The sequence below is a fragment of the Umezawaea sp. genome (assembly GCF_036375055.1).
Classification (GTDB): domain Bacteria; phylum Actinomycetota; class Actinomycetes; order Mycobacteriales; family Pseudonocardiaceae; genus Umezawaea.
In genome coordinates, this window is sequence record NZ_DASUSQ010000117.1 from 14,490 (window position 1) to 28,302 (window position 13,813).

A 13,813-nucleotide genomic window follows, 5' to 3' on the forward strand; every position below is an offset into this window, starting at 1 on the left:
TCAGGTCGCGGGGCTCTCGCGCGTCACCGGTGGTCCGCTCGCGCGTCGTGCTCGGCCAGCGCCACCAGCACGGCCTCGCTGGCGTCCTCGATCACCCCGAGCCGCTCCTCGCCCACCGCGTCGATGAACCAGGCGCGCACGTTCGCAGCGTGGTGGGGCGCGGCCTCCGTGATCGCCGCACGCCCCTCGTCGGTCAGCACGATGTCCGCGTACCGCGTGTCCTCGGCGCAGGGCTCGCGCCGCACCAGCCCGCGCTGCGCCATCCGCGTCAGGTGGTGCGACATCCGACTCTTCTCCCAGTCGGTCGCCTCGCCCAGCTCGAACGCCCGCATCCGCCCGGTGGGCGCTTCGGACAGGTTCACCAGGATCTCGTAGTCGGAGCCGGACAGCCCGAACTCACGTTGCAGGTGCCGGTACAGGTGCGTGTTCAGCTGCCTCTGCATCGCCAGGAAGCTGCGCCAGGCTCGCTGCTCACTCGCACTCAGCCACGGATCATCGCTCACGAAACAACATACTACGGGTGAGTTGACGCATCACCCCACCCTCAGGTGTGAAATTAGGCCGAACCGCCGAAAACCTGAGACCGAACACCCACCACCCCTGGCCCACGGTCGGCGGACAGCCAAGCCCGGTGGGGGCCAACACATTCACACCAATAGACACACGGCAGGCCCGACACCTTCCGCCAGACGGAATAGTCACGGGCGGCAACCGGCAGGGTGAATGACACCTCACGCCCCACGGCCAAGGCGACGCGCGGCACCGAACGAATGGCACCAGCCGATCACAACCGAGACGGCGTGCAATGTCACCGGTCGATCCCCCGTGACCCACGACCGAGGTGACGCGCGAATGGCGCCAGTTGACCCACAGGCGACCCACGACCAAGGCGGCGCGCGGCCACGGAACGAATGGCACCAGCCAACCCACGGGTGACCCAGGACCGAGGTGGAGGCGCGGCCACGGAACGCGGCCGATTTCACTTGGGGGATTCAGGCCTTGAACTTGCACTGCGGGCAAAGCTTCCTTCACCTGCCCCCGCAGCCCGCGAAGGCCTGAATCCAGGGGCCCCAAGTCAAATCGGCCACAGCACGACGGTGGTGACACGCCGCTCAACCCCACACCCACCGGAACAAGCGCTGAAGCGGGACACCGAACCGGGGTCCCCCTGATGTGAGAACCCCCCGACACACACGCTACGACAGGGGTACGACAATTTCCGGGGCCCGCAATCCGCACGGGGCCGCCCGGCAGGGGGAACACGCGGAGTCTCCAACCACAATCCGCACGGGACCGCCCGGCCGAGGAACGCAGGCCCGCACAATCTGCACGCGATCGCCCAGTCGGCGAACACGAGGAGCCTCAAACGGGGATATCCCCACTCGGCCCATCACGCACCAGCCGGACGCACACCCGGCACCCCAAACCGACACCACCCGATCCAGCGACCAAATCCGGTCCGGCCTGAACCAGCACCACCTGAACCAGCGCCACCCGGCCCAGCATGACCCGGCCCAGCGTCACCGAATCCAGCGCCGCCCGCTCTGCGCACCGAATCCAGCACCGGCCGTCCCAGCGCCGCCCGGTCCAGCACCATCGAAGCCAGCACCGCCCGGTCCAGCACCACCGAAGCCAGCGCCACCCGGTCCAGGGTCACTGAATCCAGTGCCACCTGATCCAGCACCGCCCGATCCAGCACCGCCCGATCCAGCACCGCTCAAGCCGGCATCCCCCGATCCGGCACCACTGAACCCGGCGCCACCCGCCCCAGCGCCACCGAACCCGGTACCACCCAAACCGGCATCACCCGGTCCAGGGCGACCGAACCGGCACCACCGGACCCAGCACCACCCGCCCCAACCCCACCTCGCCCCAACCCCAACCCCACCCCACCCGAACCGACCCCAACCCCACCCGAACCGACCCCGAACCCACCCGACCCGGAATCACCCCCCGGACTCGGCCGCCTTCACCTCCCTGAACCCGTCCTCGGTCAACCCCCTCCGCCAATACCCGGAAATCGACAAACGGTCCTTCGTCACCCCGCGCTCAGCCATCAGGGCCCGCAGCTCCTTCACCATCGCGGCCTCGCCGTGCACGAACGCCTGCACGTCCTCCCCGGAGAACTCCATCCCCCGCACGACGTCCACCAGCGACCCACCGGTGTCCCGGTGCACCCACACCAGCTCGACCTCACCGGGGCTGTCGATCTTCTGCTCCTCGTCGACCCCGGCCACCTCGACCACGACCCGAGCCCGCGCCCCGGCCGGCAGCCGCTCCAGCGCGGCGCTGATGGCGGGCAGTGCGGCCTCGTCCCCGAGCAGCAGGTGCCACCCGGCCGACGCGTCCGGCGCGTAGGCCCCACCGGGCCCGAGCAGGGAGAACTCGGCACCGGGCTGGACCGAGGCCGCCCAGGGGCCCGCCACGCCCACGTCACCGTGGTGCACGAAGTCGATCGCCAGCTCCCGCGCGACCGGGTCGAAGCAGCGCACCGTGTACGTGCGCACGACGGGCCACTGCTCGCGCGGGAAGTCGCGGCGCACGGCCTGCATGTCCAGCGGCGTCGGGTACGACACGCCGGGCAGAGGGAACAGCACCTTCACGTACGCGTCGGTCCGGTCGTTGGGGGCGAAGTCCGCCAGGCCGGGGCCTCCCGCGACGACGCGGATCATGTGCGGGGTGACCCGCTCGGTCCGCAGGACGCTGAGCGTGACGACCTGGCGGCGGTCCCGCTTCGGGGCGTCGCCCGCAGAGGTGTCGGTCATGGGGCCTCCCAGTAGTTTTTCATCCATTTAGGTTAGCCTAACCAGACGAGACGGGCCCGTGTGGCGCAGCACGCTCCCCCTGAAGATGTGCTAGGGGTCCCCTAGAAACGGCTCGGGCCATCGTCGCGAAACCGATCCAGCCCTAGCGTTTTGTGCCATGACAGCAGACGGGCCCGCGATCGTCGTGAGCGACATTCGCAAGTCCTACGGCGACTTGCGTGCCGTCGACGGTGTGTCGTTCACCGTCGCGGAAGGAGAGTTCTTCGGTCTTCTCGGTCCCAACGGGGCCGGGAAGAGCACCACCCTGGAGATCGTGGAGGGCCTGCGCAAACCGGACTCCGGTTCGGTGCGGATCCTCGGCGAGAGCCCTTGGCCACGGAATCCCAAGCTACTTCCCAAGTTGGGCGTCCAGCTGCAGGCGTCGTCGTTCTTCGAGCGGCTGACGTCGAAGGAGCAGTTGCAGACGTTCGGGTCGCTCTACGGCGTGAGCCGGTCGGCGGCCGTCGACATGCTCGAACTGGTCGGCCTCACGGACAAGGCCGACGTGCAGGACGTTGACCTCTCGGGTGGGCAGCGGCAACGCCTCTCCATCGCGTGCGCACTGGCGCACGACCCGGAGATCGTGTTCCTGGACGAACCGACCGCGGCGCTGGACCCCCAGGCGCGCCGCAACCTCTGGGACGTGCTGCGGGCCATCCAGGCGCGCGGCAAGACGATCGTCTACACCACCCACCACCTCGACGAGGCCGAGATCCTCTGCGACCGGGTGGCGATCGTCGACAAGGGACGCATCATGGCGATGGGCCCGCCCGCGTGGCTGGTGCGCAAGCTCGACGCCCAGACCCAGGTCATCGTCGAGCACGGCACGGTGACCGCCGAAGTGGCCCGGATGCTGCCCGGAGCCGACAACGTCGTGGACGACGGCGTTTCCATCATCATCGCGACCAACGACGCCGGTCTCACGATCAAGGCGTTGGGGGAGCTCGACGCGTTGAACAAGGCGCAGGTCCGCACGGCCACCCTGGAGGACGTGTTCCTGCACCTCACCGGTCGCGCGTACCGCGAGTGACCCACCAACCAACTGGCGTCGCACCGGTGATCGAGCCTCCGGCGTCGTCAGACCTTCGAGCGGAGACGGCGACATGAAAGCGTTTTCCAGCCTGTCTTTGGCCATGTTCAAGGCCTCTTACCGGGACAAGGCAGCACTCTTCTTCACCTTCATGTTCCCCCTGATGTTCCTCATCGTGTTCTCCCTGCTCTCCGGTGTGAAGCTGGGCAACGAGGTGGAGATCGCGGTGGTCGGCGACAGCCGCGTCGTGGCCGCGCTGAAGAACTCCGAGGGTGTGAACCTCCAGGAGTTCAAGGACTCCACCACCGCCATCAACAGCCTGCGCGACGGCAACGTGGCCGCGATCGTCGTGTCGCAGGGCGACTCGATCGACGTGCGCTACGCCAACGGCGACCGCGCCGAGACCGGGCCCGCGCTGGCCAAGATCTCCGACGCGGTCGCGAGCGCGAACCTCGGCGCGGGCACCACCCCGCCGAAGTACGCCGTGCGGCAGAAACCCATCGAGGAGACGGCCTTCGAGCCGATCCAGTACCTCACCCCCGGCATCCTGTCGTGGGGCGTGTCCACCGCCGCGGTGTTCAGCTCCGCGCTGACCCTGGTGGCGTGGCGCCGCAAGCAGGTCCTGCGCCGCATCCAGCTCGCCCCCATCGGCCGCGGCTCGGTCCTCTCGTCCAGGCTGCTGCTCTCGGTCGTGATCGCGCTGCTCCAGGCGGTCCTGTTCGTGGCGGTCGCGACGCTGCCGATGTTCGGCCTCCAGCTGTCGAACCAGTGGTGGCTCGCGATCCCCCTGCTCATCCTCGGGACGCTCGCCTTCTTCTCGGTGGGCATGCTCCTCGGGGCGATCTGCAAGACCGAGGACTCGGTCACCGGCGCGGCGAACCTCGCCGTGCTCCCGATGGCCCTGCTCGCGGGCAGCTTCTTCCCGATCGACAAGGCTCCGGACTGGGTCAAGCTGATCACCAACGCGTTGCCGCTGCGGCACATGAACGAGGGCATGCTCGACGTCCTGGTGCGGGGCAAGGGCTTCGAGGCCCTCATCCTGCCGGGCTCGGTGCTCATCGGCTTCACGCTCGTCATCAGCACCCTCGCGGCGGTGTTCTTCCGCTGGGAAGACAAGTGATCGCCGGTGCGGGCGTTCGCTGACGGGATCCGGGTGCCGAGGCGCGTCGTCGTCGGCATGACCGGCGCCACCGGCGCCGCCATCGGCATCCGGGTCCTGGAAACGCTCAGCGCCGTCGGTGTGGAGACGCACCTCGTGCTGAGCAAGTGGGCACGCGCCACGATCGAGATGGAGACCGACTACACGGTCCGCCAGGTCCAATCCCTGGCGGACCACGTCTACGGGTCGCACGACCAGGCGGCGGCGATCTCCAGCGGCTCGTTCCGGACGGACGGGATGATCGTGGCCCCGTGCAGCATGAAGACCCTGGCGGCGATCAGGGTCGGGTACGGCGAAGGGCTGATCGCCCGCGCGGCGGACGTGACCCTCAAGGAGCGCCGCAAGCTGGTGCTCGTGCCGAGGGAGACGCCGCTGAGCGAGATCCACCTGGAGAACATGTTGGGACTGGCCAGGATGGGCGTGGTCATGCTGCCGCCCATGCCCGCGTTCTACAACCACCCCACGGGTGTCCCGGACATCGTCGACCACGTGACCAGTCGCGTGCTCGACCAGTTCGGTGTGGACAACGACCTCACGACGCGGTGGGACGGCGGGAAGTCTGCACGCCAGCACCGGAAGGAAAACGGCGATGAAGCACTTCACTGATCTGCGCGGGTACCTCGACGCGCTGCACGACCTCGGGGACCTCGTGGTGATCGACCGGGAGGTCGACGGTGACATGGAACCCGCCGCGATCACCCGGCGGAGCTACGAGGTCCGCTCCCCGGCGCCGCTGTTCACCAACATCCGCGGGGCCCGCCCCGGCTTCCGCATCCTCGGCGCACCCGCCGCCCTGTCGTCGCGGGAGGACATGCCCTACGCCCGCATCGCCCTCTCGCTCGGCCTCCAGCCCGACAGCACCGGGCGGCAGATCGTCGAGGCGCTGGCGGAGGCCCAGACCCGCGAGCCCATCCCGCCCGTCGTCGTCGAGAGCGGGCCGTGCCAGGAGAACGTCCTGCTCGGCGACGACGCCACGCTCGACTCGTTCCCCATCCCGATCGTCCACGAGAAGGACGGCGGGCGGTACGCGAACACCTGGGGCGCCCTGATCGTGCAGACCCCCGACGGCGAGTGGACCAACTGGTCCATCGCGCGGGTGATGAAGATCGACGGCAAGCGCATGACCGGCCTGGTCGCCGACGGCCAGCACATCGGGCACGTCTGGAACCAGTGGGTGGAGATCGGCAAGCCGATGCCCTACGCGCTGGTCCAGGGCGCGGAGCCGGGCGTCCCGTACGTGGCGGGCTTCCCGCTGCCCGACGGGGCGTACGACGCCGGGTTCCTGGGCGCGCTGGTCGGCGAGCCCATCGAGCTGGTCAAGGCCAAGACCGTCGACCTGCTCGTGCCCGCCACGGCCGAGGTCGTGATCGAGGGCCACGTGTCGCTCGAACGCGACGCGCTGGAGGGCCCGTTCGGCGAGGCCGCCGGCTACCACCCCATGGACGTGACGAAACAGCCCACCTTCCACATCGACGCCATCACGCACCGGAACGACCCCATCTGGCCCCTGGTGGCCGAGGGGCGCCCGCCGGACGAGTACCACACGGTCACCTGCGTCGGCGCCGCCAGCCAGTGCCTCGCCCGGCTGCGCGAGGTGCAGCTGCCGGTCAGCACGGTCTGGTCGCCGATGGACTCCGCGGGCATGTGGCTCGTGGTGACGGTCCCGCCGAACTGGCGCGACCTGGTCGACCCCGACACGACCAGCGACACGCTCGCGCAGTACATCGGGCAGACGCTGTTCTGGAACAAGGCGGGCCTGTACTTCCCGCAGATCTTCCTGCTCGACGACGACATCGACCCCACCGACCTCGCCGAGGTCACCTGGGCCATCGCGACCCGCATCCACCCCGTGTCCAAGCGCGTCCAGATGGACAGCGTCATCCTGCCGCTGTTCGTCAGCCACACCGACATCGAGTACAAGCGCGGCTGGGGCCCCAGGGTCGTCTTCGACGGCCTGCTCGCCCCGATCGGCGAGCGGATGGCCCACACGTCGTTCGCGGCCTCGTACCCGGAGGAGTTGCAGCGGAAGGTCATCGAGAACTGGACCTGAGCGCCTCGCCACCGCATCGGAAGGGCCCGTCCGGAGCCGTTGCTCCGGACGGGCCCTTCTCGGCGTCCACGGGCCGGGAGAAAAGGGAATCGCACTGTGTACATCAGTGCACAGTTGCGGCGGAGCCCCCGTGTCACGTTGCGACACGGGGGCTCCGCGGACAGTGTTGATGGCGACCGACGTCACATCAGAACTCCGGCAGCTCCAAGGGGGCGATCTCGCTGAAGACGTCCCCTGGACCCGGATTGCCGCGATGAGTGCGGCCACCCAGGTGGTGCAGGACCCCCCACACCGCGTTGAGCGCGGTGGTGACGGCCCCTTCGGCGAAGCCGCCGCACCACGAGATGTCGTCGCCCGCGAGGAACAGGCCGCGCTGGGCGTCGGTCAGGTCGTCCTGGACGAAGTGCGTGTAGAGCTTGCGCTGGTAGCGGTAGTGACCCGGCAGGTTCGACTTGAACGCGCCCATGAAGTGCGGCTCGGTCTCCCAGGTGATGGTCACCGGGTCGCCGATGATGTGCGTGCGGATGTCCACGCCGGGGTAGATCTCGGCCAGCGAGCCCAGCACCACGTCCAGGCGCTCCTGGAGCGTGAGGGTCGCGAGCTTCAGCGAGTCGTCGTTCCACGTGTAGGACAGGCACATCACACCGGGCTTGTCCGGCCCGTCGTCGAACAGGTAGACGCCGCGCGGCATCCGGTCGGTCAGCGTCATGCTCATCACGTGCCTGCCGGTGCGCGGGTCCACGTCGAGCCAGAACGGCCTGTCCGTCACCACGAACAGCTTCGACGAGCCCATGTAGTGCGTGCGCTCCACCGCGGTCCACAGGGACTGGGGGAGCAGCGACTCGTCGCACTTGACCTTCGACAGCAGCGCCCAGCTCTGCGCGGTGAACACCGCGGCCGGGTAGGTGCGGATGCCGTGCTCGGCGTCCTCCACGGTGATGCCGTGCGCCGTGCGCCGCATCCACTTCACCGCGGTCTTCGGCACCCCGCCCGCGTGCAGCGACGCGAGCGTCGTGCCCTCCGGCCAGTGGTCGAGGAACTCCGGCTCGTGCGTCCACAGGCGCAGCGGGAGCTGCTGGCTGCCGCCGATGATGCGCTGCTGGTCGACGTCGGCTCCGTTGTAGACGACCCGCAGGATCTCCAGCATCGAGTTGGGGAAGTCGGTGTCCCAGCCGCCGGTGCCGAACCCCACCTGGCCGAAGATCTCGCGGTGCTGGAACGAGGCGAACGCGGGCGACGCCGTGAGGAACCCGTAGAACGACACGTCGTCCAGGCGCGGCACCAGGCGGTTCCAGATGGCCTTGATGGTCGTGACGTCGCGGCTGCGGACCGCGTCCTCCATCGCGGACAGCTCCGCGGTCTCCTGCAACGCCTTGTCCCACGCGTCGGCCACCTGCTGGTAGACCACCGGCAGGTCGGCCGACGTGTGCGCGAAGTGGCTCACCCCCTTGAGGTCGACGACCGTGCTGGGCGTGTTGGTGGACAACGGGTTCGGGAACGGCGTGGTCTTCAGGCCGACCTTGTCGATGTAGTGGAACAGCGTGGTCGCCGCCAGCGGGAAGCGCATGGCGCCCATCTCCGCGACCGACTCCGGGTGCTCCCGGAACGGGACCGACCGCATGCGGCCCCCGATCTGCTCCGCCTCGTACAGCACCGGTCGCAGCCCGAGCTTCATCAGCTCGTAGGCCGTGACCAGGCCCGCGATGCCGCCGCCGATGACGGCGACCTCGGTGCCGTGCGCCGACGCGGGCAGTGCGCCGAGGCCCGCCGGGTGGGCCAGCCACTCGTCGTAGGCGAACGGGAAGTCGGGGCCGAACATCGTGACCGGGGCCCGCAGGCCGTTCAGGTCGTCGTGGCCGATCGGGTTGGTGTGGTCCATGTGCGCTACCCCCGGTTGACGGTGGTGACCCGCTCTCCGGCGGGTGCGGCGGAAGGGGGTCAGAGGAAGAGCTCGGGTCGTCGGTCCGCCAAGTAGTCGTTGACCTGCTTGGCCTTCGTGATCCGGGTGGGGTCGAGGTCCGCCACGACCAGCTGTTCGCCGTGGACGTCCTCGTGCAGTGCGTGGCCCGACGGGCCCACCACGCGGGTGAGGCCGCAGTACTCCAGTTCGCGTTCGGTGCCCGCCCAGTTCACGTAGGCGATGTAGAGCTGGCTCTCCAGGGCGCGCGAGTGCACGAGCGTCCTGGCCACGATGTCCCACGGCTTCATCAGCGCGGTCGGCACGACCAGCAGCTGGGTGCCCGCCAGCGCGTGGGCGCGCACCGTCTCCGGGAACTCGACGTCGTAGCAGATGAGCATCCCCACGGTGAGGCCGTCGAGCCGGGCCTGCACCACCCCGACCTCGCCGGGCTGGAAGATCGCGCGGTCGATGTCGCCGAACAGGTGGGTCTTGCGGTAGGTCGCCAGCGCGTCCCCCCGCCCGTCGACCAGCCGGACGGTGTTGTAGACCTCGCCGCCCGCGGCCTCCGGCCAGCCGAAGACGATCGCCACGCCGGTCTCGGCCGCGATGGCCGCAGCCTCCTCGCACATCGGGCCGTCGTCGGGTTCGGCCAGCTCACGGAGCTTGCGCGGGCCGAGGTGGTAGCCGGTCAGGGAGATCTCGGGCGTGATCAGCAACCGGGCACCGGCCTCGGCGGCGCTCCGAGCCGCGGCTCTGAGCCGCGTCCGGGGCGGCTCTCCGCCGGCGACGGTCTGCCAGCAAGCGATCCTCATGCTCGTCGATCCTTACTCCGCCGGTCGTTCTCCTTCGGCGGGGTTGTGAAGGCGCCCGGTTATGGCCGGAGTGATAACGTCATTATGAAACGGCATTATGATTCAATTCGCAGAAACACTGAGTGCACCGAAGCTATGGACTGCACTCGGGGTGCGGCAACCCCTGCCCGGCCCCTGTGTGCCCCTAGGGGGCTTGTAGGCCCTTATTCGGGCTGGTAGCAATGTCATCGCAGGTAAGGAGCCAGCGTTGATGTTTTGCCAGGCTAAACATGTTCTGTGGTCCATGAAGAAGCGGCCGGTGTGCGAAAGGGCAGTATTCATTGCCCCCGTCTCAACTGGGGGTCACGTTTCGTGACGGGGTTATGAATGACTTCCGGATTCTCCGGCCTCCTGACCTGTGTGTTTGCTGTCAGTGGATCACTTTCAGCCAGTGCAAGAGTGATCTTGGTCAGCCGCAACCCTACGGAAGTAGGGTTTTATGGATCAGTGTTTTCATACAATTCTCACGATGGCTCACGGATGTTGTGGGATGTAAGACGCGAACTCCGTAACGCACATGTTGCACATGGTCCGGGTTACTCGACGGTTTCCCGAGACGTTATCGACAAGCTTCTTATTGTCCTGATACTGTCGTTGTGTGTTACCAGGACGGCCTGGTGGGACAACCCGACTTGAGTTGGCCACTGTTTGTTCACCGCGGACACGTATGGGCGGGACAGGTGACCACACCGGGAAAGGAACGCGGTCTTAGATGTTGGTCGAACGGACTAGAGAACTGGCCACCCTCCAGCACGTGCTGGAGGACTGCCTCCGAGGCCGGTCCGGCGTGGCCATGATCACCGGTGCCAGAGCAACCGGGAAGACCGCGCTGCTCCACGCCTTCGGGGAGGAGGTGCAGCGCTCGGGAGCACTCCTCCTCAACGCCACCTGCACCGCGGGGGAACGCTCCCTGCCGCTGGGGGTGCTCAGCCAGCTCCAGCGCAACGTGCCCCTCGAACTCTGCCCCGGCGACCGGGCGGACTACCTCGCGGGACTGCTGGACGAGGCGTCCAGTCCTTCGAGGACCGCCGACGGCGACGTGGACGGCGCGGAGACCAAGCGCGGACACGCGCTGCACCAGCTGGGTGCCGCGATGCTGAACATCGCCGAACAGCGCCCGGTCGTCATCGTCGTGGACGACGTCCAGAACATGGACGACCTGTCCAAGGAGACCCTGCGGCACGTGCTCGGCAGGCTCCGGTCGGCCAGCGTGGCGATCGTGTTCACCGAGTGCGTGGGTTCCCGCGAACCCCGCTCGCTGTTCCACACCGAGTTCCTGCGCCACCCCCACTGCCACAGCATCCGGCTCACGCTGCTGTCGGCCGCGGGCGTCGGCGAGATGGTCGCGTCCGAACTGGACCCGCGCATCGCGGAGGCGTTCGGCTCCCAGTACTACGAGGTGACCGGCGGCAACCCGCTGCTCGTGCGCGCGCTGCTCGAAGACCAGCAGCGCCTGCGGCACGGCGACGGCGCGCCCGAGGCCCCCGTCGTGGGGGAGGGCTTCGCCGAGGCGGTCATGAGCTGCCTGCACCGCGGCGACCCCGCCATCCGCGAGGCCGCGTACGCGCTCGCCGTCCTCGGCAACCACGCCGACCGGCCGAAGCTGTTCGGCCGCATGATGGAGCGCTGCGCCAAGACGGCCGCCAAGGACGTCGAGAGCCTCGTCGTGATGGGCCTGCTGCGCGGCGAGACCTACCGCCACCCCGCCATCCGTGAAGCCGTCATCGACGACGCGATGGCCAACGCCGACCTCCCCGAGCTGCACCTGCGGGCCGCGTGGCTGCTCGCCCAGGACGGCGCCGAGCCGCGCGTCGTCGCGACCCACCTCGTCGCCGCGGGCACCACCTGCCCCGAGTGGGCGCTGCCGGTGCTGCGCGAGGCCGCCGAGTCCGCGCTCCTCGACGAGCAGGTCGAGGAGGCCGTCGACTACCTCGAACTCGCGATCCGCGACCGCGAGGAGGAGACGCCCATCGAGCTCGTCATGATGCTGGTGCGCCTCAAGCTCCGCCTCAGCCCCGCTTCCGCGCTCCAGCACGTGCCCGCGCTCGGCGAGGCGATGCGCGAGGGCAAGCTCCTCGGCCGCGGCCTCCTCTGGTTCGTCCGCTTCCTCGTCGTGCACGGCCGCGTCGACGACGTCGCCGAGGGCCTGGCCCGCCTGGTCGCCCGCGCCGACGAGCTGGACGAGCCCAGCAGGGCCGAAATCAAGATCACCCGCATGTGGGCGGCCGGGTCCTACCCGGAACTGGTCAACAACCTCCCGCAGGTGCAGCAGGACGGCGACCAGGTCTCGGTCGACATGGGCATGCGCGTCCAGGCCGCGACCGCGCTCACGCGCGTCATCGGCGGCGAGCTGGACGACAGCGCCGTCATGACCGCGGAACGCGTGCTCCAGAGCGTCAACCTCGTCGAGGAGCCGACCGAGGAGGTCAGCGCCGCCCTGCGGACCCTGCTGTACCTGGAGAAGCTCGACAGCGTGAAGTCCTGGTGCGACACCCTCATGACCGACCGCCACGAGTCCTCCAGCCCTCCCGGCTGGCTCGGTGAACTCGCCATGATCCGCGCCGAGGTGGCGCTGCGCATGGGCGACCTCGGCACCGCGCGCCGCCACGCCAGGTTCGCACTGGAGAAGGTCGACCCGCGCACGTGGGGCGCGGGCGTCGGCATGGTGCTCGGCACCCTGCTCCAGGCCACCACCGCGATGGGCAAGTTCGACGAGGCCGCCGAGGCGCTCGCGCAGCGGGTCCCGCAGCACATCTACCGCGGCCGCTACGGCCTGCACTACCTGTACGCCAAGGGCCAGCACCACCTCGCCACCCGCCAGCTCCCCGCGGCACTGGGCGACTTCCTGTCCTGCGGCGAGCTCATGGTCAAGTGGAAGCTCGACTCACCCGGTCTCCTCCCGTGGCGCACCGGTGCGGCCGAGGTCTACCTCCGCCTGGGCAACCAGGCCAAGGCCCGCGAACTGGCGGACCAGCAACTGGCCATCCCGGTCATGGGCCCGTCCCTGTCCAGGGGCATGGCGATGCGCGTCAAGGCGGCCACGCTCGACCTCCGCCAGCGCTCGCAGCTGCTCCACAGCGCACTGGAGGAGGTCCAGGCCGCGGGAGGCCAGTTGGAGGTCGCCCGAGTGCTGGCGGACCTCAGCCACACCCACCACCAGCTGGGCGAACCGGACCGAGCCAGGATGATGGTCCGCCGCGCGTGGCGCGTCGCCAAGGACTGCCAGGCAGAACCGCTGTGCGCCCAGCTGATCCCCGACCAGAGCCGAGGGAACACCACGTCCACCACATCGGAGACAGCAGCCGAATGCGGCGCCGCGACCCTCTCGGACGCGGAGCGCAGGGTCGCGGGCCTGGCAGCACTGGGCCACACGAACCGGGAAATCGCCAACAAGCTGTACGTCACGATCAGCACGGTCGAACAGCACCTGACCAAGGCGTACCGCAAGCTCAACGTCACCCAGCGGAAGGACCTCCCCGCAGACCTGTGGAGCGACGCCGCCTCAATCGCCTGACCCCCGGATCCGCGCGGCCCAGCCGCGCGATCCGGGGGCAGCAGCCCCTGTAGATCCCCAGGCCGAGGCCAGGGGATCTTTGCTGTTCAGCAGGCAAATGGGGAAGAAAGTGCAGCAAGTCAAGCGGTAAAGGGCAAGAAGGCAAGATCAGCAGATAATGCGGGTGAAACCGGGGAGGGTCGGCGGCGCCGCGAAGCAGGGGTCGGGGTAACTGGGCACTGTCAAACGTCGACGATCAAGCCGAGCAGCACCGAACAGGTAGCGAGAGTGGCAAGCCGGCGAACAAGACCGAGCCACGAACACTCCAAGCCGGCGAACAAGGCCGAGCCACCAACACCCAAGCCGGCGAACAAGACCGAGCCAACAACACCCAAGCCGGCGAACAAAGCCGAGCCGCGAACGCTCCAAGACAGCGATCAAACCGAGCGGCAACCAAAGGTGGGCCGGTGGGCTTTCCCTAAAGCATGGCCGATTTTACTCGGGGGATTTGACCCTTACCCTGGTA

The 13,813-nt window shown here is 68.7% G+C and carries 9 protein-coding genes; 5 read left to right on the top strand and 4 right to left on the bottom strand.

Going from position 1 to position 13,813, the window contains the following annotated elements:
• Window positions 1–23: 23 nt before the first annotated feature.
• Both VFZ92_RS29905 and VFZ92_RS29910 read right to left on the bottom strand, forming a co-directional pair.
• Complete coding sequence (locus VFZ92_RS29905) at window positions 24–443, bottom strand: MarR family winged helix-turn-helix transcriptional regulator (RefSeq protein ID WP_330879413.1); 420 nt, start codon at window positions 441–443, stop codon at window positions 24–26.
• A gap of 1,503 nt (window positions 444–1,946) precedes the next feature.
• Window positions 1,947–2,765: a siderophore-interacting protein gene (locus tag VFZ92_RS29910; RefSeq protein WP_330879414.1), complete on the bottom strand. Its 819-nt coding sequence runs from the start codon at window positions 2,763–2,765 to the stop codon at window positions 1,947–1,949.
• Window positions 2,766–2,922: 157 nt separating this feature from the next.
• On the opposite strand from VFZ92_RS29910, the gene VFZ92_RS29915 reads away from it, so the two are divergent.
• The 4 genes from VFZ92_RS29915 to VFZ92_RS29930 all read left to right on the top strand — a co-directional run bounded on the left by VFZ92_RS29915 (window position 2,923) and on the right by VFZ92_RS29930 (window position 7,043).
• Window positions 2,923–3,834 (top strand): ABC transporter ATP-binding protein, encoded by a 912-nt coding sequence (locus VFZ92_RS29915; protein WP_330879415.1) that lies wholly within the window; start codon window positions 2,923–2,925, stop codon window positions 3,832–3,834.
• Between the two features lie 103 nt (window positions 3,835–3,937).
• Complete coding sequence (locus VFZ92_RS29920) at window positions 3,938–4,954, top strand: ABC transporter permease (protein WP_330879416.1); 1,017 nt, start codon at window positions 3,938–3,940, stop codon at window positions 4,952–4,954.
• Window positions 4,955–4,960: 6 nt separating this feature from the next.
• Complete coding sequence (locus VFZ92_RS29925; protein WP_330879417.1) at window positions 4,961–5,599, top strand: UbiX family flavin prenyltransferase; 639 nt, start codon at window positions 4,961–4,963, stop codon at window positions 5,597–5,599.
• Window positions 5,583–7,043 (top strand): UbiD family decarboxylase, encoded by a 1,461-nt coding sequence (locus tag VFZ92_RS29930; protein ID WP_330879418.1) that lies wholly within the window; start codon window positions 5,583–5,585, stop codon window positions 7,041–7,043. The genes VFZ92_RS29925 and VFZ92_RS29930 overlap by 17 nt, the downstream gene beginning before the upstream one ends.
• Before the next feature lie 187 nt (window positions 7,044–7,230).
• Here VFZ92_RS29930 and VFZ92_RS29935 read toward each other — a convergent pair whose 3' ends face one another.
• Window positions 7,231–8,922 carry an NAD(P)/FAD-dependent oxidoreductase gene (locus tag VFZ92_RS29935; RefSeq protein WP_330879419.1) on the bottom strand — a complete coding sequence of 564 codons (1,692 nt, stop codon included), beginning with the start codon at window positions 8,920–8,922 and terminating at the stop codon, window positions 7,231–7,233.
• Between the two features lie 59 nt (window positions 8,923–8,981).
• Complete coding sequence (locus tag VFZ92_RS29940) at window positions 8,982–9,755, bottom strand: carbon-nitrogen hydrolase family protein (protein ID WP_330879420.1); 774 nt, start codon at window positions 9,753–9,755, stop codon at window positions 8,982–8,984.
• 751 nt (window positions 9,756–10,506) lie between these two features.
• Between VFZ92_RS29940 and VFZ92_RS29945 the strand changes: the two genes are divergently transcribed.
• The gene (locus VFZ92_RS29945) at window positions 10,507–13,308 is read left to right on the top strand and encodes a helix-turn-helix transcriptional regulator (RefSeq protein ID WP_330879421.1); all 2,802 of its coding nucleotides are present in this window, start codon (window positions 10,507–10,509) and stop codon (window positions 13,306–13,308) included.
• Window positions 13,309–13,813: the final 505 nt, after the last annotated feature.